This is a genomic window from Deinococcus aestuarii, from assembly GCF_018863415.1.
Taxonomy (GTDB): domain Bacteria; phylum Deinococcota; class Deinococci; order Deinococcales; family Deinococcaceae; genus Deinococcus; species Deinococcus aestuarii.
Map to the genome: position 1 here is coordinate 1 of NZ_JAHKSN010000031.1, position 23244 is coordinate 23244.

A 23244-nucleotide genomic window follows, 5' to 3' on the forward strand; every position below is an offset into this window, starting at 1 on the left:
GGGCCGCCACCACCGTCAAGGGCAGGCTGCGCGCCGACCTCGACCGGCGTTACCTTCAGGCACATGCCCAGGGCCGGGTGCGGGTGGTTGCCGGGCGCTCGGCGGACTTCTACGGTCCCGGCGTCCTGAACTCGACCCTGGGCGGGGCGGTATTCCCGGCGGCCCTGACGGGGGGCGAGGTCATGACGATGCTCGACACCAGCTTGCCGCACAGCTACACCTCTATCGGCGACGTGGCGCGGGGGCTGGCGACCCTGGGCGAGCGCCCGGAAGGAGACGGGCGCATCTGGCACCTGCCGACCGCGCCCGCCCGCTCCACGGACGAGGTGCTTGAGCTGGTCGCCCACACGGTGGGGCGTCCGCTGCGGATTCACAACCTGCGGCGGGCCGAGGCCTACGGGCCCTTCGACCAGACCTTTATGGACAGCTACGCGGAGATGCTCTACCAGCACCGCCTCCCGCAGAACATGGTCTCCGAGGCGTTCGAGCGTCAGTTCGGCGTCCACCCGACGCCGCTGGCGCAGGGGATCGCGCAGACCGTGGCGTGGTACCGGGACTTCCTGTCCAGGCAGGTCCAGTCTGCTTGAACGGGTTCACCTGCTTCCCGCTCACGAGGCGTCCGGTCATCATGCCCGGAGTGCCGAACCACCTCACGGCAACCAAGCCCGATTCAGTTAGGAGTAGAAAGGCTCCACTGAAGGGAGTTCAGGGGGACTTGTCTTGATGTCCCCCAGCCCATTGGAGGTTGGCGCCTGACCATGAGTCCACTTCCCCAAACGGCACGCGCTCACGTCGCCGGGTGAAGCGAAGTTCGCCCCGCGGTTCCTCGGTCCACCTTCCGCCCACCCCGTCTCAGGCAAGCCCCAGCAGAAGGGGTCAACGGCTCGTCCACGGAGGCCGACGTGCTGAACTCCGGAGCATCAGGTGCGGACATTCCCTACCACCTCACCACCTTCGTCGAAGGGATCGGCCTCTTTTGCGCGTCCATCGCGCCCACCCACTTTCCGGAACACACCCACCCTGAGATCTCCGTCGACGTGTGTTACGAGAACACCGCCTGCCTCTCGACCTGGCAGACGGCAGGAGGTCGGCAGCTCACCCGCCTGCTGGGGAATGGAAACGTCTCCATCATTGCGAGCGGCCAGCCCCACGGCAGCGAGTGGCTTCAGGACGCCGAGCATCTCATCTTCTACCTGACGCCGGCCTTCGTGGAGGGGGCCGCCCGTGACCTCCTGCGCCAGGGGTCCGTGGAGATCGTCGAAAATCGCAGCGCGGACGACCCCCTGATCCGGCAGCTCGCCGGGACCCTGCGTTCGGAACTGCGGCGGGAGCACCCGCCCGAGCGCCTCTACGTCGAGTCCCTCGTGAATGTGCTCGCCGTTCACCTGCTGAGAACCTACTCCGCCGAGAACAAGGCGCTCCAGGAGCCGAGGCACGGCCTGTCCAGGGGAAAGCTCGAACGGGTCGCCCATTACGTGCTCGACCACCTGCACGAGGACCTGAGCCTCGCCACCCTGGCGGGGGTGGCGGGTCTCAGCCCCTACCATTTCTCGCGCCAGTTCAAGCGCGCCACAGGGACAACTCCTCACCAGTACGTCGTGCTCCGGCGCGTCGAGCGGGCCAGAACCCTCCTCTCGACGACCAGACTCTCCCTGGTCACCATCGCGAACACGGTCGGGTTCACCCACCAGAGTCACCTCACCCACCACGTCCGGCGTCACTTCGGCGTTGCCCCCTCGGCCCTGCGGCAGTAGGCGTCCTCATACGTCGCCCTTCCTGACATCCCGACGGAAAGCACGATTTTGCTCAAAAACAGCACGTTCTTGAGCGACGTCGTTCTCCCAAGGTTTTACTATCTCGGATAGGCACCTGCTTCCGGCGAAGGGACGGAACAAGAACGGACAGCACCACAAGACTGCGTGGGACGATTCAACGCTTTGGAAGCACATCCATTGTCGACCCTCTCAAGCGAAATTGTCGTATGTCAGGCGGAGGGATGCACCTTGCGGGAGTCCGCGTCGTCTCCTCCGCCCGGGGCAGGAGGTCTGGAGGAATTGAACGTCGATCAGGTCCTCTCATCGGGACGAGACGGCAGCGAACGACACTTCGCCGAAACACGCCTCGTCTCCGACCTCAGGAGGTGACTGACCACCGTTTTTGCGAGCCCTCTGTCCTTTGGCAAGGACCGTCTGAAGTCCATGCCGCCGTCCAGTCCACGGTGGGTGGTCGAGCGTGGAGGAGAGTGTTGTGACGAAAGACCAGTACACGATGCAGGACCCCACCAAGCAATACCCCGGCCCCACGCCGGAGATGGCCCAGACGCAATCAGGCCCCGGGCTGGAGCAGCAGATGCCCATCAAGCCCGACGCCGGCGAGCAGACCTACCGTGGCAGTGGCCGCCTCACGGGCCGCAAGGCCATCGTCACCGGGGCCGACTCCGGCATCGGCCGCGCCGTCGCCATCGCCTTTGCCCGTGAGGGCGCCGACATCGTCATGTCCTACATGCCCGAAGAGGAACCCGACGCCCGCGAGGTCATCGGGCTCATCGAGCAGGCCGGGCGCAAGGCCATTCCCTTTCCCGGCGACGTCAAGAGCGAGGCCTATTGCCAGCAGCTCGTGGAGACGGCGGTGCGGGAACTCGGCGGGCTGGACATCCTCGCCAACATCGCGGGCAAGCAGCAGTTCGTCACCGACCTCGGCGAGCTGACGACCGAACAGTTTGACGAGACCTACAAGACGAACGTGTACGCGATGTTCTGGCTGTGCAAGGCCGCGCTGGCCCACATGCCGCCCGGTTCAACGATCATCAACACGTCGTCGCAGGAGGCGTACAAGCCCTCGCCGATTCTGGTGGACTACGCCTCGACGAAGTGGGCGATCAACGGTTTTAGTAAGGCGCTGGCCCAGCAGGTGGCGCAGAAGGGCATCCGGGTGAACGTGGTGGCGCCGGGGCCGGTGTGGACGCCGCTTCAGGTCGCGGGCGGGCAGCCGCCGGAAAAGCTCAAGGAGTTCGGCAGCCAGTCGCCGATGGGGCGGCCCGCGCAGCCCGCGGAGATGGCGCCGCTGTACGTGTTCCTGGCGAGCCCCGAGTCGAGCTATGTCAATGGCGAGACGCTGGCGGCTACGGGAGGCACCCCCACGCCCTGAGCCCACTTCAACCTGGCAACACCGACTTCACGGCGCCGTCAACCTGATCAGGAGGCAGCCTATGGACCGAGACGACCAGAACGCCCCCGCGCCCTCCCGTCGCCGCGTGCTCGGCAAGATCGGCACAGGTCTGGCCGCCGTGTTCGCCTCCCCGGTCCTCGCCAAGGGAGGCGGGGCAGGCGCCCTGGCCTTCCAGGGACAGACGCCGCCCCGCCAGTCGGTCAAGCAGAACCCGGTCACCCAGTTCCCGAGGCCGCCCTTTCCGGGGCAAACCCAGCCCTGGCCCGGCCTGGCGAGCCGGATGAGGCCCAGGCCCGATCACGGCGAGACGAGCTACCAGGGCACCGGACGGCTTCAGGGCCGCAAGGCGCTGATCACCGGCGGCGACTCGGGCATCGGCCGGGCGGCAGCCATCGCTTACGCCCGCGAAGGGGCCGATGTGGCGATCAACTATCTCCCCGCCGAGGAGAGTGACGCCCGCGAGGTGGTCGCCCTGATCCGTGCCGCCGGGCGTAAGGCGGTCGCCCTCCCCGGCGACATCCGCAGCGAGGCGTTCTGTCAGCAACTCGTCGCGCGGGCGGTCCGTGAACTGGGTGGCCTCGACATTCTGGTGAGCAACGCCGCCCGGCAGCACGCGCTGCCCTCCATCCGGGACCTGACGACCGAGCTGCTCGACTGGACCTTCAAGACCAACCTCTACGCGATGTTCTGGATCGTCAAGGCCGCGCTGCCCTCGATGGGGCCGGGGGCCAGCATCATCGTCACGTCGTCGGTCGAGGCGTACAGCCCGTCGGAGAACCTGCTCGACTACGCGCAGACCAAGTCGGCGCAGGTGGCCTTTGTCAAGTCGCTCGCCAAGCAACTGGCGAAGCAGGGCATCCGGGTGAACGGGGTGGCGCCGGGGCCGTACTGGACGCCCCTCCAGGTGACGGGCGGGCAACCACCGGAGATGATCCCGCAGTTCGGGGCCATGACCCCGCTCGGGCGCGCGGGGCAGCCCGTCGAGCTGGCAGGCATCTACGTGCTGCTGGCCTCGCAGGAGTCGAGCGACGCGACCGGCCAGGTCTACGGCGCCTCCGGCGGCAGCGGCAATCCCTGACGAGGGACCACCGCCGGGCGTGGGGACTGACCGCCTCAACGGATACCCCATTCCCCCGGCGGCGGTCCGCCCCCCTGATCCACCACGCCTTGCGGCGCATTCACCACGGAGGAGTTCCATGACCGACACGATGACCCAGGCCCTGCCCTACGTTGACGGCCGCGTGCCCGGCACCCCCGGTCCCGGTGAGGAGGTCGCCGCCTTCGGCACCCCTGTCGCCAAGGGCGAGTTGCGCCCCCTGCGCGTCACCCGCCGTCCCCTCGGTCCGAACGACGTGCAGGTCGACGTGCTCTACACCGGCATCTGTCACTCGGACATCCACTTCGTGGACAACGACTGGGGCAACACCGTCTACCCCTGCGTTCCCGGCCATGAGATCGTCGGGCGCGTGTCCGCGGTCGGCGACGACGTGACGGAGTTCCAGGTCGGCGAAACCGTGGCGGTCGGCCCCATCGTGAACAACTGCGGCCAGTGCGAGTCGTGCCGCGAGGGGCTGGAGCAGTACTGCGACGGCCCCCAGGGACGCACCGAGGTCTACAACGGCCCGACCAAGCCGGACGGCACCAACACTTACGGCGGCTACTCGGCGCGCCTCGTCGTCGGTTCGGACTACGTGTTCAAGATGCCCCAGGGCCTCGCTCCCGAGACCGTGCCGCCCCTGATGTGCGCGGGCGTCACGACCTACTCGCCCTTGAAGTTCTACGGGACCGGCCCCGGAAAGAAGGTCGGGATCGCTGGGCTGGGTGGGCTCGGGCACATCGCGGTGAAGCTCGCCGCAGCGATGGGGGCCGAGGTCACGGTCCTCAGCCGCAGCCCGGAAAAGGAGGCGGACGCCAAGACGTTTGGCGCCAAGGCCTTCGTGCTGCACACGGACCAGGAGGCGATGACGCCGCTCGCGGGCAAGTTCGACTTCGTGCTGATCACGATTCCCGAGCCGTTCGACATCAATCCCTTCGTGAAGCTGCTGAAGAGGGACGGCACCGCCTGCGTCGTCGGCGCGATTCAGCCGCTCGCCACGCCGACGGACACCACGGAGTTGACCAAGCAGCGCCGGGCGATCAGCGGCTCGATCCTCGGCGCTTTGGCCGAATCACGCGAGATGCTGGCCTTTTGCGCCGAGCACGGGATCGGCTCGGAGGTCGAGGTCATCAAGATCCGGGAGGTCAACGGCGCCTACCCGAAGGTGCTGGCGGGCAAGGTGCGTTACCGCTACGTGATCGACGTCGCAGGCTCGGCGATGTGAGCCAGGCGCTCAGCCTTCACCGAGCCAGCCCCACCGTCGCCGGGTCAGCCGGGATGACCCGAGCCCCTCGTTCCCGCAGGCCGCCCCTGGTCTCCTGTGTGGCAGAGCCCCCTTCTCTCAAGATGTTCCCCACCTGGAAGCGGCCGACCACTAGGGTGTCGCGGTCCTTCAGCTCTTGGCCGGTGGAGTCAACGCACTGAACTTCCGCCTTCTTCGCAACCTCCACAACGTTCCGGTGTTGCTGAACCCTTCTCACCCCAGGTGTTGAGGGTGCGCGACCCCGGCCCGCCACGTTGGGCCTCGTTACCAGGGCGCCTGACCGTCCCCAGCGAAGAAGTCGCCGGTCGGGCCCCCCTCACCTGCCAAGGCCGTCTTCAGGATCATCGCAGCGGCGTCCTCGACGCTTTTGGTTCCCCGGAACCCATTCAGGTCCGTCGCGGTGTATCCCGGGCTGACCGAGTTCACCCGGAAGCCCCGGGCGCGAAGCTCCTTGGCGAACAACACCGTGAGGTTGTTCAGCGCGGCCTTCGAGGACTGGTAGGGAAACACCTGCTTCCCGGCGAACTCATCCAGCGGGTAGCCGATCAACGCGAGTGATCCAAGGCCGGACGAGACGTTCACGATGGTGGGTCTGGCCGACCTCCAGAGCAGGGGCAGCAGGGCCTGGGTCAGCAGGAAGGGGCCGAAGAAGTTGGTCTCGTAGGCGGCCCGCACGTCCTCAATCCGGGTCTGGGAGGGGACCGCGCGCCCGCCGACGATGCCCGCGTTGTTGATCAGCAGGTCGAGCCGCCCACCGTCCTGCTCAAGGGTGCTCCAGACTCACGGCGTCGGTGAGATCGAGCGGCATGAGACGAACATCACGCCCATCACCTTGTAATTCGGTGAGCGCTGGCCCGCGCAAGCGGCGTCTCCAGTTACATCGGGGACGGAAGCAACCGCTGGCCCGCCGGGCATCGCCTCGACGCCGCACGCCTCTTCTGCCTGGCACTCGAACGGGCACCCGCCGGTGCGGTCTTACACGGGGTGGCGGACGAGAGCGTGCCGGTTCGCACGCTCGCCGAGGCTATCGGGCGGCACCTGGGCTTGCCGGTGGTTTCGGTTCCCGCCGAGGCAGCAGACAAACACTTCGGATGGCTGGTCCGCTTTCTCGCCGCCGACCTCCCGGTGTCGAGCGCGTGGACCCGTGAGGCGGTGGGGTGGCAGCCGACGCAGCCGGGGCTGATGGCGGATCTCGAACAGGGACACTACTCTCGCGCCCCTTCCTGAGCCTCGGCCAGGCACGTCTCCCCGCCCACCGCTGTGGGTCGACTGCGCAAGGGTATTGGAGCGTCAGGCTGATCATCCCTCCTGCCGCAATAACCCGACGGCGAGCTGTCGGAATGCTGCGACGGCCTTTTCGAAGACCACGTGCGGATCATCGGTGGCGGCAATCCAGAGGGCGGCGTTGAGCGCCGCGCCATTGAGGAGCCGGGCCGCCGCTTCCGCGTCCACGGGCCCGACCGTCCCTTCATCCAGGAGAGCTTGAACCATCTGCGTGGTTCGGCGGAGGCACGCCGTCTGATTGGGCCACCGTGAGGGGTCACCGAGCACCGCTGGCCCGTCCAGCAGCATGATGCGCTGAATCTCTGGCTCGAGCGCCATCTCGATATAGGCGATATGCTCCGCCAGGAAGCCACTCCAGGCGTCGACCGCCTGCTCATGCGCCGCGCGCATCCGGACCAGCATTTCAGCATCGATCTGGTCAATCACGGCTTGCAGCAGGCCCTTCTTATCACCGAAGTTGTGATAGAGCGCGCCCCGCGTCAGACCAGCTTCGGCGGTCAGCTCATCCATCGACGCCGCCGCGTAGCCCTTGGCCGCAAAGGCCTTGCGCGCGGCGTCCATCAGCTTCGCCCGGGTTTCTTCCACCCTCTCGGTACGTCGTCTTGCGATAGCCACCACCTCCCAGGGGCCCGTTCGCCGTGTCCGAGCATTGACATACGGTGCGTATGCGTTAGTCTACCAACACATACGGCGCGTATGTTGGTGGCTGTCCTCGATGGGGCGCCATTGTCGTCAAGCTGAAGCTCTGGAAGCTGCCCACGTCGCTTGCCGTTCTCGGTGCATCTGCGGTTTCCAGAGAACGGCTTTCTGTTTCGAGTTGCGGCTTTCCTGACGGAGCTCCGAGAAGGAGGAAAAAGATGACTCAGCGTGACGCGGTGTTCCCTGCTGGTCGGCAGGCCCTCTACCAACTCAACCGCTATTCGGCGGCCATCCGCTCAGGGGACTTGCTGTTCGTCTCGGGTCAGGTCGGCAGCCGTGAGGACGGCTCGCCCGAGCCGGTCTTCGAACAGCAGGTTCAATTGGCGTTCGACAATCTTGCGGCAGTGCTCGAGGCTGCCGGTTGCACCTTCGACGATGTTGTGGATGTGACCACGTTCCATACCGATCCAGCCACGCAATTTGAGACGGTTGCCGCCGTCCGCTTGCAGGCCATCGGTGAGCCGCCCTACCCGAACTGGACAGCGGTGGGCGTCAACTGGCTGGCAGGCTTTGATTTCGAAATCAAGGTCATCGCGCGCCTGCCTCAGTCCGTCTCCCCTTGAAGTGAACGCTGGCCGCCTCCCGCCGCAAAGTGTTGGGGCCAGCGTCATCCTGAGTGATCCACTCTCAACGCTTCACTTGCATTCAGCCCGACCTGGTGGATGGTCCATCGCCTCTAAAGCGGTGCGCGCCGTGGACCAACTGGGGTCGTCTGGGTAGAGCACGCTACGCAGGTAGGCCCAGGTCAGCCGTCCCACCGCCTCCACCCGCTCGGGGCTCTCATCGGTTGTCTCAACCGCGTCATACCCGGCAATTCCACCGAGCCCGTGTTTCCCCCAAAACGAGGTCAGGAGGCACTTGGGACCTGGACTCAGGAAGTACGGGTCGGCATACCAGTCCGCCCCCCGGGTCGTGAGATGGCGGCCAACGTCCTGGTCACCCGCGACGACGAGGGCAGGCGTCCTCATCCCGGCGAAGTTGGGGGTCCAGAAGACCGGATACCGTGCTGAGGCCCGTCTGCTGACTGACGCTTTGGATGGTGTGGGCCTCCGGCATGACCTGAGGCTAGACCCTGGAGTGCGCTCCAGGTCTAGCCCAGAGGTGCAGTTGAGGGACTGAAGAGGGCTGAGCACCACCGTGAACGGAGGAGGATGGCGTGCTCTTATCGGCACCCCGGACGGAACTTGCCAGACCTGGACTGAACCCATCAGGCCGGATCAGGAGACCAGGTCCTTTGCTCCCGTGCTTTCGTGGAGGTCGCGGTGGGCTGAGCTGTCACGGCGTCAGGTGACGCGCTCCCGGGCGTTGGTCCGGTCGGCTGGTGCTCGGCGACCGAAGACGCTGGAGGCGAGCAGCCCCAGGCCGACCACGCCCGCCAAGGCCGCGCCCCAAACGAAGCCGACAGCGGGTCGAGCGGGAGGCGAGGTCAGCACCAGCGGGCTGAGAAACTGGCCCAGGAAGACCGCGCTGCTCATGCCCGCCGTGATCCGCCCGCGCCAGGCGGCGGGAGTCACGTCGGCCAGCCAGGCATAGAGGTTGGGGAACACCAGCCCCGCGCCCAGGCCGCCGACCAGCAGGCCCGGCAACACGCCGCCCAGGCTGTCCGACCGTGAGACGATCAGCCAACCGCCCCCCAGTGACAGGAAGCCCAGCGCCGCTACCCGGCGCGCGTCGAAGCGGCCCGCCAGGCGCGCATACAGCAGCGAGGTCAGGGCCGCGACCAGGGTGAACCCACCCAGGATCAGGCCGGTGGTGCCGGGCGAGACGTGCAGGAACGCCAGCAGAAAGGGGCCCTGGGTGGGCATCAGGTAGAAGGTGAGCATGTACAGGAGGGCCAGGGCGTACACCGGCCCGACCCGGCCCCAGCGCGGCCTGACCTTTCGGGTCTCGTTAGCGGCGACCCCCGGCACGCCCGGGGGCAGGCGCCAGACCAGCGGCAGCAGCAGCAGGGCCAGCAGGTACAGGCCGAAGGGCACCCGCCAGCCGAAGCCGGCCAGCACGCCGCCAAGTGGCAGCAGCACGGCGCCGCCGAAGTTGGTGGCCGCCGCCTGACGACTCAGGAACTGGCCCCGCGCGGGGCCGCTGAACAGGTCGTTGATCAGCGCCCCGGTGGCCGTCATGGTGCCTGCCACCGCGAGCCCCAGCACGATCCGCCCCGCCAGCAGCGCCCCCAGCGAATTGAAAATCAAGCCGCTGGCCCCGCCCAGGGTGAAGAGCAGCAGCGCGACGATCAGTACCGGGCGGCGCCCGAACCGGTCGGCCAGTATCCCGGCGATGGGGGCCGTCAGCGCGATGACCAACCCGACGAGGGTGACGAGGAGTTTGACCAGGAGGTGGGCGTTCGGCACCCCGGCGAAGTGTGCCTCCAGGGCAGGCAGGGCGGGCGCGATAGCCGCCGCCGCCATCACGGTCAGCGCCGAGAGCAGCAGCAGCGTGAGCTGGATCAGGGGTTCTGAGTCGAGCGTGGTGGTCCGCAGGGTGTCGGCAGCCTGGGCCCTGGTATGGCCGTTCCACATCCCAGAACGACGCGAGTTCTTCAACAGGTCTGATCCTTGAAGGGGCATGGAGGTCCTCCGTTCGTCATCCATCCCCGTGCTGGCGGGTCGGATGGGGGTGAAGCCACTGGGCGACCAGTGGCTCCAAGAGGTGGACGGTCTCAGGCAGGAACAGCCAGAGCGGCTCCCGGACGACATGGAGGGGGAAACGAAGGTGGTTCGGCTTCCCGTCACCCCCAGTTCAACGGCCTACCGCGGTCCACTTGCCAGCACCGTGTGGCCCTGGCCAGATTTCTCCTCCGCCGCCTGCCCGCTGCGCCGGTCCGGCACCAGCCACATCAGCGCCACGAAGACGAGGCACAGCCCGGACACCCACACGCCCACCGGTCCGGCCACGGGAGCCACCACGGACACGACGTGGGCGACCAGCGAGGCGGCGATCCTGCCCCGACGGCCCAGGCCCTGCGGGGGGTTGGCGGGGTCGTGCCGGATGACGTGAATTAGCACGCTGAACGCCACGGCATTGAGCAGCGCGTCGGCGGCATAGACGGTCATGGGGACGGGGGCGAAGTGCGTCTCCCCCGCCCAGCCGGTCACGAAGGGCAACAGCGAGAGCCAGAACAGCAGATTCAGGTTGGCCCAGAACAAGCGGTTCGACGTCTGACGCACCGAGCGGAGCAGGTGGTGGTGGTTGGTCCAGGCGAGGCCGACGAACACGAAGCTCAGCACGTAGGCGAGGAAGGTGGGCCACACCCGCAGCAGGCTCGACCACGCCTGCCCCTGCGGATGGGGCAGCTCCAGCACCATGATGGTGATGATGATGGCGAACACGGCGTCGATGAAGGCTTCCAGGCGGGTGGTCATGGAAGAACCGCGCGCTGCACCGGTTCACCCCGACCGGTGACAAAAGCTGAGCAGACACCCTTGCGTGATCGTCGTGGCGGCATGGCTGGTCCTTCAGGACAGCGCGGCAGGATTCTTCTGCTCGCCCTGCGCGGCATTCGATACCGCCACCCACTCCTCCCAGACAGCCAGACGCCCCGCGTAGGTCGCCCGCACCTCAGGCAACGATTCGCTGCCCAGGATCAAGCGCAGGGGCGGGGTCTCGGCGTCCACGAGCTGGAGGACGGCCTGCGCGGTCGCCTGGGGATCACCGCGTTTTTCGTTCACGAGGCCTCCGAACAACTGCTGGCGAAGACCGGCGTAGGCGTCCAGGGCCGTCGCCTCCTTTCTCGAAGCGCCGAATTCGGTGGCGTAGGCGCCCGGCTCGATCAGCGTCACCTTGAGGCCGAACGGCTTCACTTCCGCCGCCAGGCTTTCGTGCAGGGATTCGGTGGCGGCCTTGGTCGCGCAGTACAGGCCGATCAGCGGCCTGGGGACGATGCCGAGGTTGCTGGAGACGCCGATGAGGTGTCCGCTGCCCTGACGGCGCAGCAGCGGCAGCGCGGCCCGGATGACCCGGTGCATGCCGTAGACGTTCGTGTCGAACAGCGCGTGCACGTCGGCGTCGCTCGCTTCTTCGACCATGCCGACCAGGGTGTAGCCCGCGTTGTTCAAGACGACATCCAGTCGGCCAAAGTGGGCGTGGGCCTGCCCGACCGCCTGCTCGGCCTGCCCGGCGTCGGTCACGTCGAGCGCCAGGGGCAGGACGGCGTCGCCGTAACGCTCGGTCAGGGCAGCAAGATCGGCGACCTTGCGGGCGGTGGCGGCCACCCGGTCGCCACGTTGCAGAGCGGCTTCGGCCCAGATGCGTCCGAGACCACGGGAGGCGCCGGTGATGAACCAGATTTTCTCAGCCATACAATTCTCCTTGACTTTGGGCTTGTGAGAGATGGAGCTGCCCAGCACACCTGACCCCCACAAGCAGTTCGTCTTCGCGGTCTTTTATTTCCGCAACGTTGTCGGACCACTGGAGCCCAGCGGTGTGGTCGCCCCTGAGTTCCTCCGCCCCTCGGCGCTTCACTTGCATTCGACCCGGCCCAGCGGATGGGGGCTGTTCTTCAACGCTTCAGTTGCATCTTCCCAGGCGGGGTCTCCCGGGTAGAGCGCGCTGCGCAGGTAGGCCCAGGTCAGCCGCCCCACCGCCTCCACACGCTCGGGGCTCTCGTCCGTCGTCTCCGCCGCGTCGTACCCGGCCACTCCACCCAGGCCGTGTTCTGCGCCAAACAGGGTCAACAGGCACTTGGGGCTGGGACTCAGGACGTAGGGGTCCGCATGCCAATCCGGCCCCCGAACCGTCAGGTGGGGGGAGGCGTCCCGGTCGCCCACCACGACGAGGGCTGGCGTCGTCATCTCCGAGAAGCTGGGGTTCAGGAAAAAGGGGTACCGTTCGGCTGCGAACGCGCTGAGGTCAGCCCCGCCTCCACCGGGTGGGGTCAGCAGCACCCCCGCCTTGATCCGGGCGTCGGCCAGGTCCACTTCCGTTCCGTCGTGGGGATCGGTCAGCCGCGCGCCCAGCAGCATCCCTGCGGTGTGTCCGCCCATCGAATGCCCGGCGACAGCGATCCGGCTGCGGTCCAGACGCCCCTGAAGCCCCGGCACAGACGCCTCGATGACGTCAAGCCCGTCGAGGATGCGCCTCATGTCCTCGGCCCTCGACCGCCAGAACAGGGGGGCCTCGGGGTCATTCGAATTGACGACGCCGCGCAGCGTCTTCGAACTCAGGTGGGTGGGCTGGATCACGACGAAGCCGTGAGACGCCCAGAAGTGGGCGAGCGGGCCGTAGCCGTTCAGGGAGGATAAATTGTTCGAGTTGCCGTGGCCGTGCGAGAGGAGAATGACGGGCAGGTTGCGGCCGGTCATGGGCGCGGACACCCGCAGTTGCAAGTCCACGGTGCGCCGCGGGGCGGGCAGCACCACCGGGGCGACCGAGACGACCGGAGTGGGGGCGCTGACGGGTATGGTTTCGGCTTGATGGGCGGGCTGGCTCATGGTCTGACCTTTCCTTCTTGAGGTCCGCCGCTGGTTTGGGTCAACCACCGGCAATGGAGGTGAACACACATGACGTGTGCTCCTGGACGTCGCTCCGGGCTCACGAAACTTGCCTTCTTGAACTGCTGTGTGCCCGATGCCGTCCGGCTGTGTTAGCCTGGAGGAAGCGGAACATCGTTCCAATAATATACGGAACGATGTTCCGTTTGTCAAGCGAAGGAGTAGAGAGATGGAGACCTTGACCGACAGTGGCGAGCGAGCACAGCAAGCCGCCCAGCCCAAACGGGCCGACGCCCGGCGGAACGAGCAGACGCTGCTCGACGCCGCCGCCGCCCTCTTCGTGACGTCTGGCGTCGACGTGCCGGTGCGCGAGATCGCGCTTAAAGCCGGGGTCGGGGTGGGGACGATCTACCGGCACTTCCCGACGCGGGCGGATCTGATCGTCGCCGTCTACCGGCATCAGGTCGAGGCCTGCGCCGAGGCCGGTCCGGCGCTGCTCGCCAGCAGCGTGAGTCCTTATGAGGCGTTGGGGCAATGGATCGACCTCTTCGTGGATTTCCTGACCACCAAGCACGGCCTGGCGGCCGTCATGCAGTCCGACAAGGCCGGCTTCGACACGTTGCACGCCTACTTCCTCGACCGCCTCGTGCCGGTGTGTGCCGGGCTGCTGGACGCTGCCGCAGAAGTAGGGGAGGTTCGCCCGGACCTGACGGCCTACGAACTGATGCGCGGCGTGGGCAATCTCTGCGTCGGCGCTGGCGACCCCCGCTACAACGCCCGTCGTCTGGTCGAACGGCTCATCGCCGGACTGCGCCGACCGTAGAGGTCGCTGACCCGTGCGGAACGTCGGTGGGGCGTTCTCTCGACGGGCGGAGGCCGGGTACCGTTCAACCCTGGCGGGACGTGTGCAGGACCAGAGCCGAGGCTGGCACCCCCTCCGCCACGGACCAAGACCCGTCCGTCGTCGCCCAGTGAATGGGTGGGCTGACGGCTGTCCACCGTGTTGAACGCGAGTCCGACCCTTTTGATCGATCGGACTCTGACCCGGAGTTTTGCCCCCCAGCGCTGTTCTGACCTTCGGCTTCTCCCGGTCTCCAGCCCTCAGGCCCGGGCGAACATCCAGGGCCGCAAGACCTGCACCAGGCGGGGGAGCACGACGAGGCTGACTAGGGGCACGGCGATCAGCGTGACGCACAGGGTCATGATTGGCAGCGGCACCCGGCCCAGCAGGGCGGGCGACAGCATCAGCAGCGCCAGCGTGATCACCGGGTAGCTGCCCAGCCACAACACCAGCCCCATCCGGTGCCGTGCCGTGCCCCTCAGCGTCGGCACCGTCACCCAGTCTCCCAACAGGCGCCCGAGCCGGGGCAGCAGGACGTAATGCACGCTGGGCACGACGATCAAGGTGGCCACCAGCGTCACCACGGCCAGGGGCAGGCGCCCGAACAGCAGCGGGCCGAGCAGCCACAGCACCAGGGTGATGGTCGGGTAGATGGCGAGCCACCGCAGAAAGGTCAACTTCGCCTGGGCGCGGTTCGGGGTGGTCTGGGCGGTGAGCGTTCGGGTCATGGTGTCTTCCTGTGACCCACTGTGCACCTCACTTTGTACGGTCACATCTGATCAGTTCTATTTATGGCTCGTCCATTGGAGTTGCGCCACCTCCGCTACTTCATGGCGGTCGCCGAGGAGCTGAATTTCACCCGCGCCGCCGAGCGGGTGTTCCTCACGCAGCCCGCCCTCAGCCAGCAGATCAAGGCGCTGGAGGACATCGTCGGCGTGACGCTGCTCGACCGGACCGGGCGGACGGTCCGGCTCACCGAGGCGGGGCAGGTCTTCCTGGGGGGCGCCCGGCGCACCCTGTGCGAGGCCGAGCGCAGCGTCCGTGAGGCCCGCCACGCCGACGCGACCCCCCGGCTGGCGCTGGGGTACATCGAGTACGCCTTTCAAGCCATCGTCAATCCCCTGATCCACACCCTGCTGGGGCAGCAGTCCACGCTGCGGATCGAGGCGCCGCGAGGTGCCCCATGACGACGTTCCCCGGGCGCTGGAGGACAGGCTGATCGACGTGGGGATCGGCATGTTGCCGATGGAGGCTCCGGGGATCAGCGTGCGGGACCTCGCTGAGGGCCGCTGGCAACTGATCCTGCCTGCGGCGCACCCGCTGGCCGCGCGAGGTTCCATTCACCTCACCGACCTGGCTGACGAGCCGCTGCTGATGTTCGCCAAGACAATGAATCCGGCCCTGTACGACTTCGTGCTGGGCCGCTTCCGACGCTCGGGCGTCGAGCCGAACGTGGTGTACGAGACGTCGCAGGTGGAGGCCGGGCAGAACATGGTGGCGCTGGGCGTGGGCCTCTGGGTGGTCACGACCTACGTGATCCAGGGCCGCTTCCTGGAGGGCCTGGTGGCGCGTGTTCTCGCCGACTTCGACGTGATCCGGCTGGGCCTGGCCTGGCGAACGGCGGACACCTCCCCGGGGGTGCGGGCCCTGCTGGATGCTGCGCGGTACTCCGGTGGGTCCTGATCTTGCAGGGCATGACGCCCCTGAGTTCGAGGCGTCGTTGAAGCGACGGGACCGTGCCTGGGGAGACGCAGGAGGCTGAAGTGGGGTAGGGCGCCGGGTGATGGGCCATGCCTGCGCAGTGGTGGGAGTCACTTGGCCGGGCGCGGCCCTCCGAGGGCGGAACGCTCCGGCAGGTGGACCTGACGTGAGGAGGCCGGGGAGACAGCGTGAATTTCTGTTTCTCAGGAGGGGTCCCGGAAGTAATGACCCTGGTCGAGATCCTCGATGAGCCCCGGATGGATCGGCTGCCAGCTCAGCAGCTCACGGGTCAGCGCGCTGGAGGCCGCGAGGTCAGCGTCGAGGAAGCGCCCCAGCCACCCGAAGTGCTCGCCCGCCTGTTCGGCAGGAATCGACACCACGGGCAGGTCGAGGTGACGCCCGATCACCTCGGCGATGGTGCGGACGGGCACGCCCTCGTCCGCAACCCCGTGCAGGACCGAACCGGCCAGCGCTCCCTCAAGTGCGAGGCGGAAGAGGCGTGCGGCGTCGAGCCGGTGCACCGCCGGCCAGCGGTTGTTCCCGTCGCCGATGTACCCGGAGACGCCCTGCTCGCGGGCAATGCCGATCAGAGTGGCGATGAAGCCGTGATCGCCCTCGCCGTGCACGGTCGGCGCGAGCCGCACGACGGACGAGCGCACGCCCTGGGAAGCGAGGGCCAGGGCTGCCTGAGCAGAGGCGATTCGAGGGTTCCGCGCCAGGTCGGGCACGTCCTGTTCGGTGGAGAGTTGCCCCGCCACGGACCCGACCAACCCGGAGGCAATCACCAGAGGCCGATCCGAGCTCCTCAGTGCCGCGCCGAAGGTCTCGATGGCGCGCAGATCGACCCGCGCCGCGTTCTCGTACTGCGAGAAGTCGTGGATGAAGGCGAGGTGGATCACCCCGTCGGACGCCTCCGCGCCCGCCCGCAGACGGTCAAGGTCGTCGAGCGAGCCGCGATGCACCTCTGCTCCAGCCGCAGCGAGGACTCCAGCCGAGGCATCGGAGCGAGCCAGCCCGACGACCTGGTGCCCCGCGCCGATCAGCTCGGGAATGACGGCAGAGCCGATGAAACCGGATGCGCCGGTGACAAAGATACGCATAGTTCAACCTCTAAGGAAGGGGCCGTCCTCTCTGCAACGCTTGCAGGAAGCCGAGGCCGATGTCAGTTGCTGACATCAAGAGCGTACACCAAATGTCAGTCACTGTCATCATGTAGAGTGCTGGCATGGGTCGGTGGGGTCCTGACGCACGGAGCCGACTTGAGCAGGCGGCCCTGGAGTTGTACATCGAACGTGGCTACGAGCGGACCACCGTGGCGCAGATCGCCGGGCGCGCGGGGCTCACGGAGCGGACGTTCTTCCGGTACTTCGCCGACAAGCGCGAGGTGTTGTTCGGGGGCGCGGCTGCCTTGCAGGACCTGATTGTGGACGCCATCGTGAGCGCCCCTGAGGCCTGCGCGCCCATCGAGGCGGTTGCTGTGGGGTTGGAGGCAGTCGGGACCGTCTTTCAGGAGAACGTCGAAAGGTCAAGGCGGCGACAGACCGTGATCCTCGCGAACGCAGAACTTCAGGCGCGCGAGCTGAGCAAGCTTGCCGCTCTCACCTCAGGAATGAAGGGCGCTCTGCGCCGGCGTGGAGTCAAGGACCCGACCGCGAGTTTGACGGCCGAGGCTGGGATGGTGGTCTTCCGGGTCGCGTTCGACCGCTGGATCAACGCGACCCACCCGCAGGACTGGTCGCGGCTCGTCCGCGAGTCGCTGGGCGGACTCAGGACCGTGATGGTGGGCGACGAGACACGAGTGGCGGCCCAGCCGTGAGGATGGACCTTCACACCCCCCGAACGGCCCGCGTTCTCCCCAGAACGTCCCCGCCCCTCCGACCAAGGAAGGGGAGGCCAGGAAAGCTCTCCCCAGCTCCGGCAAGTGAATCCAGGCAAGCCGGAGGAGAGGCAAGCCTCAAGCACGCTCAGGTCTGCTCCTGACCAGGCGAAGGGAGGTGCTGTCTTTGCAGGACGGCCTTCCGCTCTCCCCAGTCCGACTGATCCTCCTGGTTTCCCGCCTCCGGGACGCCGAGGTACGCCTCTCCCACCGGGCGGTACTTGTAACTCCAGTGGCTGATCTGCATCAGGATGGGCAGCAGGTCGATGCCCTTCTCCGTCAGGCTGTACACCACCTTCTGCCGGTGGCCGGGGTCCTCTGCCTTGGTGATGATCCCCTCCGCCAGCAGCAGCTGTAGGCGGTCCGCGAGGATGTTCGAGGAAATCCCTTCCTCGGACTGGAGCATCTCGCGGAAGTGCTGCTTCCCGGTGAACATCAGGTCACGGATGATCAGCAGCGTCCAGCGGTCACCGAAGATGTCGAGCCCCAGACTCACCGGACACCCCGACCTGAGCTTCTCACCTTTCGTCATGCCTACCTCTCTGCTTGCATTTTTGCATCAGTGCGACTAAGGTGCAACTGGTTGTGAAACAAGAGTAGTCAACGGCCTGGGTACGGTCCTGGCTGACGTCGTGACCCACAACCCTGGAGGGCTCCAAGATGCGGTACAACAGACTCGGCAGCACCGGACTTTTCGTTTCAGAACTGGCCTTCGGCACCATGACCTTCGGGGCCAGCGGACCCTTCGAGGTGATGGGTTCTGTCCAACAAGCGGAGGCTGACGCCCTCTTAGCCCGCGCCTTCGAGGCCGGAGTCAACCTGATTGACACGGCCGACACCTACTCGGGCGGCAACTCCGAGCGCATGACCGGGCAGGCGCTGAAGAACTTGGGCGTGCGGCGTGAGGACGTGATTGTTGCCACCAAGGTCTTCGGCGACATTGGCACGGGGCCGAACGCGCGCGGGTCCTCGCGCGCCCACATCCTCGACGCCGCCTCGGCAAGTCTGGAACGGCTGCAACTGGACCACATCGACCTGTATCAGCTCCACGGCTTCGACCCCGCCACACCCGTCGAGGAGACCCTAATTGCCCTGAACGACCTTGTGCGGCAGGGCTTGGTGCGCTACATCGGCGTGTCGAACTGGGCAGCGTGGCAAATCGCTGGGGCGTTGGGTCTCTCCAAGCAGCACGGGCTGACACGCTTTTCCTCCTTGCAGGCGTACTACACCCTGGCGGGCCGCGACCTGGAACGCGAGATCGTGCCGATGGCCCGGAGCGAGGGGGTGGGCGTCCTGGTCTGGAGTCCGCTGGCAGGCGGCCTGCTGAGCGGCAAGTTCAGCCGTGAGACCAGCACCGAAGGCACTCGGCGCGCCGCCATGGCCTTTCCACCTGTGGAGATGGAGCGGGCCTACAACGTCATCGACGTGCTCCGGAACTTGGCCGAACAGAAAGGCGCCACGGTCGCGCAGCTCGCCCTCGCCTGGCTGCTGCACCAACCCCACGTCACCAGCGTGCTGCTCGGCACCCGCAGGATGGAGCAACTGGAGGACAACTTGGGCGCCGTAGATGTGCGGCTGTCGGAAGACGAGTTGCGTCGTCTGGGAGAGATCAGTCAATTGCCCGCCGAGTACCCCGGCTGGATGCTGGAGCTGTGGAGTCAGGGGCGCCGCCAGCAGTTGACGGCAGTTGACGGCCGATGAACGGTTCCAGCTTCTCCGAATCATCCCGCTCTCGTTCCGGAAGGACGCCATGACCCTGACCGACTACCGCACGCTGGGTTGCTCGGGTCTGATCGTCAGTCCGCTGGCGCTCGGCACCATGACCTTCGGCACGGCGCGTTGGGGTTCGTCCGACGAGGTTTCGGAAACCGTCTTCAACGCCTACGTTGGGGCGGGCGGCAATTTCATCGACACTGCCGACGTGTACTCTGGCGGGCACAGCGAGGAACTGGTCGGCAAGTTCGTCGAGGACCACAGGTTGCGTGACCGTGTGGTGCTCGCCACCAAGTTCACCTTCAGCGGTGGGCGCGGCAATCCCAATGCCAGCGGGAACGGGCGCAAGAACATGTACCGGGCGCTGGAGGGGTCCCTGCGCCGATTGAAGACGGACTACGTGGACCTGTACTGGATGCACGCCTGGGACGGGGTAACCCCGCCCGAGGAGGTGGTGGGGTCTTTGAGCGACCTCGTGCGGGCGGGACGCATCCGCTACTACGGGTTCTCGAACGTGCCCGCGTGGTACACGGCGAGGGTCGTCACGCTGGCAGAGGCTCACGGTCTGCCGGGTCCCGTCGCCCTCCAACTCCAGTATTCGCTGATCGAACGCTCCGTCGAGGTCGAACACGTGCCCGCCGCCCGTGCCCTGGGTCTGGGCCTGACTCCCTGGAGTCCGCTGGCGGGCGGCTTCCTGTCGGGGAAGTACAGCCGCGAGACGGCCTCTGCCCGCAGCCAGGACCGCCTGAGCGGCACGAATCCCTTCGGGGACACCAAGTTCACGGAACATAACTGGGGGGTCCTGGACGCCCTGCGCGAGGTCGCCCGGGAGGTGGGTCACACGCCCGCCGAGGTGGCCCTGGCCTGGGTGAGGGCTCAGCCCGGCGTGACCGCGCCCATTCTGGGAGCGAGCCGGACCGAGCAGTTGCACGACAACCTGGCGGCGCTGGAACTGACCCTGACGCCACCGCAGCTCGCGGTGCTGGAGGAGCGCAGTGCCCCCGGCCCGAACCACGGCATGGCAGCGGTGCTGAAACGCGCCGTGTTCGGTGGTGCCTCCGTCGAGGGTTGGCGGTAGTTGACCAAAAGGTGGCCGACCTTCAGCCTGGCAGCGGCCCCAAGAATTCCCGGCAGCCGCTGGAACCCGGCTTGCGGCTGGCAGATCACGGTCTGGCCGTTCTCGACCCGGTGACCGAACACTTCCCCGTGGACGACGGGGCGAGCGGCGCTGGCGGGCCAGGCCCCGGAAGCGGCGGGCGTTCACTTCGGGTGGCTGGCGTCCTTCGGTCAACAATCCGACGTCGAACACCTTGACTCAGCAACGGCTCGGCTGGCGTCCCGTACAGCCAACACTTCTGGAGGACCTGGACCGGGAGTCGTACTTCACGGCCTGAGGGCCTAACTTTCCTTATGTAAGGGCCGCGCAAGACGGTGCGCCTACAGTCAGGGGATCGGGCATTTCCGGCCCACCTGACGAGGACACCATGCTGCCATTCGACATCTTGAGCATTCTCGCCGTCGCCTGCCTGCGAACGGGTATCGCCGTCTGTGTCGCGCTCCGCGCCTGGCAGGACCGCCCCGCGCGGCTGTATGTGGTGCTGGCAGCCCTGATGCTGTTCAACGACGCGCTGATCCTGCTGAGACTGGGGATGAGACCGGAAGACTCCTACGCCCTTGAAATCAGCTCAATGCTGTGGCTGTGCGGGATGGCGACCACCTCCTTCCTGCTCTACAGCAGCCTGTTCGTCCCGCAGTGGTGGGTGGGCAGGCGCCCCATCCGCCTGATCGCCGCGCCGTACCTGGTGTGCAGCGCGCTGCTGGCCCTGGACCTGCTGGTCGGGCGGGGATGGGCCGTGGCCCTGGTGCCCGACGCGAACGGCATGTACGACGCCGAACCCGTCACGCGGCTGGGGCAGGTGCTGGTGCTGGCCTTTGCGCTCCGGTGGTTCGTGGAGCTGGGGGTGCTGGGGACGGCGTTCTGGCGCCAGCGCGAGGACCGGGTCATCATCGGCGCGCTGATCCTGGCGGCCGTCGCCGGGTTCGCGGTCTGGCTGGCGCTGAGCGTGAGCGGGCAGTTCGCCCACCCCCTGATCGCGCTGCTGCCAAGCCTGCCGCAGCACCTGATCCTGGCGTACCTGGCCGTCCGCACCCGGCTGTTCGAGCCCACCCGGGTCGCCCTGGACCTCGCCCTGCACGCTATGAGCGAGGCCGTAGCCGTGCTCGACCGGCAGGGGAAGGTTGTGTACGCCAACCCCTCCGCCCAGCACCTGGGCTTGCTCACCGAACGTTCCTTCGCCGCGAACCTCTTGGCGGCGGGTCTTCCTCCACAAGACGTGGCCGGGCTGGTCGAGGGAACGGGCCGGTCCCGGCAGATGATCTTGCTGCGGCAGCGGCGCCTGCACGTCGGCCTGACGCCGGTGCAGGGCGGGCGTGGCCGGACGCGGGGCACCCTCTTTCTGGGCCGCGACGTGACGGAACTCGAACAGCGCAACGCCGAACTCTCCCACCTGGCCGGGCACGACGCCCTGACCGGGCTGCCCAACCGCCGCTCGCTGGGCGAGGCCCTGGAGCGCACGGTCCTGCGGGCGCGTCAGGGCCAGCCGGGCGTGCTGATGTTTATCGACCTCGACCAGTTCAAGCTCGTCAACGACACCCTCGGGCACGCGGCGGGCGACGAACTGCTCGTCGAGATCGCCGGGCTGCTGCGGGGAGAGCTGCGCGGGGACCACCTGATCGCCCGGCTGGGGGGCGACGAGTTCGCGGTGCTGCTAGAGGGCCGTGACCTCGACGGGGGCCAGGTGGTGGCTCAGCAACTCCTCGGGGCGATCTCCCGCTACGAGTTCACCCGCCAGGGGCGCTCCTTCCGGGTGGGGTTCAGCCTGGGGCTGACGGTGGTGGACGGCCAGCGGGGCGCCCAGGACCTCCTCGCGCAGGCGGACGTGGCGATGTACCACGCCAAGGCCCGGGGCGGGCGCCGAGTCGTCATTTTCGAACCCGAGCAGCACGATGTGCTCCAGGTCGAGGAGACCCGCAACTGGTCGGTGCGGTTGCAAGAGGCCCTGCGCGCGGACGGTTTGGAATTGCACTACCAACCAGTCGTGAACCTGGCTGACCGCCAGGTCGAGCATCACGAGGCGTTGCTGCGGTTGCGTGACGAGGACGGCGGCCTGGTCCTGCCCGGGCAGTTCCTCCCGGCCGCCGAACGCTACGGCCTGCTGCCCGACCTCGACCGCTGGGTGATCGCCCGGGGCATCCAGACGCTGGCGGAGCACCCGGGTCTGCGCCTGCACCTCAACCTCTCGGGCACGTCGCTGGGGGACGAGGAGCTGCCGACCTTCATCGAGGCCGAACTTACCCGGGCCGGAGTCGAGCCCACCCGGCTGGGCTTCGAGATCACCGAGACCGAGGCCATCCGCGACTTGGAGCGGGCCCGGGGGTGGGCCGAGCGGGTGGGCGCCCTGGGCTGTCCGCTCGCTCTCGACGACTTCGGGGTGGGCTTCACGTCCTTTGCGTACCTGCGGGCCCTGCCGGTGGACGCTGTCAAGATCGACGGGTCCTTCGTGCGGGATCTGGAGCACGATGAGGTGAGCCGCGAGATCGTCGGCGCGATCACCCGCCTCGCCCGCGCGATGGGCAAGCGGGTGGTCGCCGAGTGGGTGGAAAACGAAGGGGTGGCCGAGTGGGCCCGTCGTCTGGGGGTGCACCTGGGTCAGGGCTACGGCCTGGGTCGGCCCGGTCCCGGGCTGCCCTGCGCCCCAGACGAGGACGCCTCCACGCGGAAGAATTCAGAGGTTGCGCAGACCACCGGCGCGTGAGCCCAGAGCCGAAGCCTAGGCGAGTGGGGCAGCGTGGGAAGGTAGCAGCTACCCAGCGCGCCGGAAGGGAGGAAGGAGGGGGAAGGGAACGCACACCTCTCCCGTGTTGATCTCCTGAAGGTGGAACTTCCCTGCGCCAGCTCGATGACCTGGAGCCCAGGGCCGACGAAAGCCAAAGCAAAAGGCGACCCGGAAGCCGCCTTGATTCCACTCACTTCGCGTGGGAGACAACCCCACGTCAAGGCGATGCGCCGCCGTGGGCGCTCAGGCGCAGGCCTCTGCCTTCCCCTGCCATCTGCCCTTTGACCCTCGCTCAGGGCTGATTTGTGTCGTTCGCCAGAGGTTCGCGGTCCGGGACAAA

The 23244-nt window shown here is 67.3% G+C and carries 23 protein-coding genes and 1 pseudogene; 14 read left to right on the forward strand and 10 right to left on the reverse strand.

Features of this window, described 5'->3' with window-relative positions; all coding sequences use genetic code 11:
- From IC605_RS22820 to IC605_RS22840, 5 genes are all read left to right on the forward strand, one after another.
- Positions 1-587: Rossmann-fold NAD(P)-binding domain-containing protein (locus tag IC605_RS22820; RefSeq protein WP_216329313.1), on the forward strand; the 587-nt coding region annotated here is incomplete at its 5' end.
- Positions 588-902: 315 nt separating this feature from the next.
- The gene (locus IC605_RS22825) at positions 903-1754 is read left to right on the forward strand and encodes a helix-turn-helix domain-containing protein (RefSeq protein WP_216329315.1); all 852 of its coding nucleotides are present in this window, start codon (positions 903-905) and stop codon (positions 1752-1754) included.
- Positions 1755-2247: 493 nt separating this feature from the next.
- Positions 2248-3147 carry an SDR family oxidoreductase gene (locus IC605_RS22830; protein WP_343216701.1) on the forward strand — a complete coding sequence of 300 codons (900 nt, stop codon included), beginning with the start codon at positions 2248-2250 and terminating at the stop codon, positions 3145-3147.
- Positions 3148-3208: 61 nt separating this feature from the next.
- The gene (locus tag IC605_RS22835) at positions 3209-4246 is read left to right on the forward strand and encodes an SDR family oxidoreductase (protein ID WP_216329317.1); all 1038 of its coding nucleotides are present in this window, start codon (positions 3209-3211) and stop codon (positions 4244-4246) included.
- 118 nt (positions 4247-4364) lie between these two features.
- Positions 4365-5489, forward strand: a complete 1125-nt coding sequence (locus IC605_RS22840; protein ID WP_246581210.1) for an NAD(P)-dependent alcohol dehydrogenase — start codon at positions 4365-4367, stop codon at positions 5487-5489.
- 303 nt (positions 5490-5792) lie between these two features.
- On the opposite strand, the pseudogene IC605_RS22845 reads toward IC605_RS22840, so the two are convergent.
- Positions 5793-6287, reverse strand: a pseudogene (locus IC605_RS22845) (SDR family NAD(P)-dependent oxidoreductase); the annotation flags it as partial.
- A gap of 240 nt (positions 6288-6527) precedes the next feature.
- On the opposite strand from IC605_RS22845, the gene IC605_RS22850 reads away from it, so the two are divergent.
- Complete coding sequence (locus IC605_RS22850; RefSeq protein ID WP_216329319.1) at positions 6528-6755, forward strand: Rossmann-fold NAD(P)-binding domain-containing protein; 228 nt, start codon at positions 6528-6530, stop codon at positions 6753-6755.
- Between the two features lie 72 nt (positions 6756-6827).
- Here IC605_RS22850 and IC605_RS22855 read toward each other — a convergent pair whose 3' ends face one another.
- The gene (locus IC605_RS22855; RefSeq protein ID WP_216329321.1) at positions 6828-7397 is read right to left on the reverse strand and encodes a TetR/AcrR family transcriptional regulator; all 570 of its coding nucleotides are present in this window, start codon (positions 7395-7397) and stop codon (positions 6828-6830) included.
- Between the two features lie 272 nt (positions 7398-7669).
- Between IC605_RS22855 and IC605_RS22860 the strand changes: the two genes are divergently transcribed.
- Positions 7670-8074, forward strand: a complete 405-nt coding sequence (locus IC605_RS22860; protein WP_216329323.1) for a RidA family protein — start codon at positions 7670-7672, stop codon at positions 8072-8074.
- 72 nt (positions 8075-8146) lie between these two features.
- Here the strand turns inward: IC605_RS22860 and IC605_RS22865 are convergent, their stop codons facing one another.
- The 5 genes from IC605_RS22865 to IC605_RS22885 all read right to left on the reverse strand — a co-directional run bounded on the left by IC605_RS22865 (position 8147) and on the right by IC605_RS22885 (position 12937).
- Entirely contained in the window at positions 8147-8479 is a 333-nt protein-coding gene (locus IC605_RS22865) for a hypothetical protein (RefSeq protein ID WP_216329325.1), read from the reverse strand.
- A gap of 315 nt (positions 8480-8794) precedes the next feature.
- A complete protein-coding gene (locus IC605_RS22870; RefSeq protein ID WP_246581211.1) occupies positions 8795-10051 on the reverse strand; it encodes an MFS transporter in 1257 nt (418 codons plus the stop codon).
- 204 nt (positions 10052-10255) lie between these two features.
- Positions 10256-10870, reverse strand: a complete 615-nt coding sequence (locus IC605_RS22875) for a TMEM175 family protein (protein ID WP_216329327.1) — start codon at positions 10868-10870, stop codon at positions 10256-10258.
- Positions 10871-10963: 93 nt separating this feature from the next.
- Positions 10964-11806, reverse strand: a complete 843-nt coding sequence (locus tag IC605_RS22880; protein ID WP_216329330.1) for an SDR family NAD(P)-dependent oxidoreductase — start codon at positions 11804-11806, stop codon at positions 10964-10966.
- Between the two features lie 159 nt (positions 11807-11965).
- Complete coding sequence (locus tag IC605_RS22885) at positions 11966-12937, reverse strand: alpha/beta hydrolase family protein (protein ID WP_216329332.1); 972 nt, start codon at positions 12935-12937, stop codon at positions 11966-11968.
- A gap of 229 nt (positions 12938-13166) precedes the next feature.
- Here IC605_RS22885 and IC605_RS22890 point away from each other — a divergent pair, with 229 nt between their 5' ends.
- Positions 13167-13760 carry a TetR/AcrR family transcriptional regulator gene (locus tag IC605_RS22890; RefSeq protein WP_216329334.1) on the forward strand — a complete coding sequence of 198 codons (594 nt, stop codon included), beginning with the start codon at positions 13167-13169 and terminating at the stop codon, positions 13758-13760.
- 278 nt (positions 13761-14038) lie between these two features.
- Here IC605_RS22890 and IC605_RS22895 read toward each other — a convergent pair whose 3' ends face one another.
- Positions 14039-14506, reverse strand: coding sequence for a putative antibiotic biosynthesis monooxygenase (locus tag IC605_RS22895; protein ID WP_216329335.1), 468 nt, complete (start codon positions 14504-14506; stop codon positions 14039-14041).
- Positions 14507-14569: 63 nt separating this feature from the next.
- Here IC605_RS22895 and IC605_RS25305 point away from each other — a divergent pair, with 63 nt between their 5' ends.
- Positions 14570-14965, forward strand: a complete 396-nt coding sequence (locus IC605_RS25305; RefSeq protein WP_281416510.1) for a LysR family transcriptional regulator — start codon at positions 14570-14572, stop codon at positions 14963-14965.
- A complete protein-coding gene (locus IC605_RS22905; RefSeq protein WP_216329337.1) occupies positions 14955-15461 on the forward strand; it encodes a LysR family substrate-binding domain-containing protein in 507 nt (168 codons plus the stop codon). Before IC605_RS25305 ends, IC605_RS22905 begins: the two co-directional genes overlap by 11 nt.
- A 221-nt stretch (positions 15462-15682) precedes the next feature.
- Here IC605_RS22905 and IC605_RS22910 read toward each other — a convergent pair whose 3' ends face one another.
- Positions 15683-16579 (reverse strand): SDR family oxidoreductase, encoded by an 897-nt coding sequence (locus IC605_RS22910; protein ID WP_216329339.1) that lies wholly within the window; start codon positions 16577-16579, stop codon positions 15683-15685.
- Between the two features lie 179 nt (positions 16580-16758).
- Here IC605_RS22910 and IC605_RS22915 point away from each other — a divergent pair, with 179 nt between their 5' ends.
- Positions 16759-17295 carry a TetR family transcriptional regulator gene (locus IC605_RS22915; RefSeq protein ID WP_246581212.1) on the forward strand — a complete coding sequence of 179 codons (537 nt, stop codon included), beginning with the start codon at positions 16759-16761 and terminating at the stop codon, positions 17293-17295.
- A gap of 148 nt (positions 17296-17443) precedes the next feature.
- Here IC605_RS22915 and IC605_RS22920 read toward each other — a convergent pair whose 3' ends face one another.
- Entirely contained in the window at positions 17444-17887 is a 444-nt protein-coding gene (locus IC605_RS22920) for a winged helix-turn-helix transcriptional regulator (protein WP_216329343.1), read from the reverse strand.
- 128 nt (positions 17888-18015) lie between these two features.
- On the opposite strand from IC605_RS22920, the gene IC605_RS22925 reads away from it, so the two are divergent.
- The 3 genes from IC605_RS22925 (at position 18016) to IC605_RS22935 (ending at position 22883) form a co-directional block, all read left to right on the forward strand.
- Positions 18016-19056 (forward strand): aldo/keto reductase, encoded by a 1041-nt coding sequence (locus IC605_RS22925; RefSeq protein ID WP_216329345.1) that lies wholly within the window; start codon positions 18016-18018, stop codon positions 19054-19056.
- A gap of 49 nt (positions 19057-19105) precedes the next feature.
- Entirely contained in the window at positions 19106-20146 is a 1041-nt protein-coding gene (locus tag IC605_RS22930; protein ID WP_216329347.1) for an aldo/keto reductase, read from the forward strand.
- 406 nt (positions 20147-20552) lie between these two features.
- Positions 20553-22883, forward strand: a complete 2331-nt coding sequence (locus IC605_RS22935; RefSeq protein ID WP_216329350.1) for a putative bifunctional diguanylate cyclase/phosphodiesterase — start codon at positions 20553-20555, stop codon at positions 22881-22883.
- The last annotated feature ends 361 nt before the right edge of the window (positions 22884-23244 follow it).

What these genes read in the sequence shown, in the direction of transcription:
- IC605_RS22895 (WP_216329335.1), bottom strand. Translation starts at nt 14,506, where the DNA reads ATGACCCGAACGCTCACCGCCCAGACCACCCCGAACCGCGCCCAGGCG.
- IC605_RS22840 (WP_246581210.1), top strand. Translation starts at nt 4,365, where the DNA reads ATGACCGACACGATGACCCAGGCCCTGCCCTACGTTGACGGCCGCGTG.
- IC605_RS22865 (WP_216329325.1), bottom strand. Translation starts at nt 8,479, where the DNA reads ATGAGGACGCCTGCCCTCGTCGTCGCGGGTGACCAGGACGTTGGCCGC.
- IC605_RS22890 (WP_216329334.1), top strand. Translation starts at nt 13,167, where the DNA reads ATGGAGACCTTGACCGACAGTGGCGAGCGAGCACAGCAAGCCGCCCAG.
- IC605_RS22880 (WP_216329330.1), bottom strand. Translation starts at nt 11,806, where the DNA reads ATGGCTGAGAAAATCTGGTTCATCACCGGCGCCTCCCGTGGTCTCGGA.
- IC605_RS22885 (WP_216329332.1), bottom strand. Translation starts at nt 12,937, where the DNA reads ATGAGCCAGCCCGCCCATCAAGCCGAAACCATACCCGTCAGCGCCCCC.
- IC605_RS22930 (WP_216329347.1), top strand. Translation starts at nt 19,106, where the DNA reads ATGACCCTGACCGACTACCGCACGCTGGGTTGCTCGGGTCTGATCGTC.
- IC605_RS22860 (WP_216329323.1), top strand. Translation starts at nt 7,670, where the DNA reads ATGACTCAGCGTGACGCGGTGTTCCCTGCTGGTCGGCAGGCCCTCTAC.
- IC605_RS22920 (WP_216329343.1), bottom strand. Translation starts at nt 17,887, where the DNA reads ATGACGAAAGGTGAGAAGCTCAGGTCGGGGTGTCCGGTGAGTCTGGGG.
- IC605_RS22935 (WP_216329350.1), top strand. Translation starts at nt 20,553, where the DNA reads ATGCTGCCATTCGACATCTTGAGCATTCTCGCCGTCGCCTGCCTGCGA.
- IC605_RS22910 (WP_216329339.1), bottom strand. Translation starts at nt 16,579, where the DNA reads ATGCGTATCTTTGTCACCGGCGCATCCGGTTTCATCGGCTCTGCCGTC.
- IC605_RS22875 (WP_216329327.1), bottom strand. Translation starts at nt 10,870, where the DNA reads ATGACCACCCGCCTGGAAGCCTTCATCGACGCCGTGTTCGCCATCATC.
- IC605_RS22925 (WP_216329345.1), top strand. Translation starts at nt 18,016, where the DNA reads ATGCGGTACAACAGACTCGGCAGCACCGGACTTTTCGTTTCAGAACTG.
- IC605_RS25305 (WP_281416510.1), top strand. Translation starts at nt 14,570, where the DNA reads ATGGCTCGTCCATTGGAGTTGCGCCACCTCCGCTACTTCATGGCGGTC.
- IC605_RS22835 (WP_216329317.1), top strand. Translation starts at nt 3,209, where the DNA reads ATGGACCGAGACGACCAGAACGCCCCCGCGCCCTCCCGTCGCCGCGTG.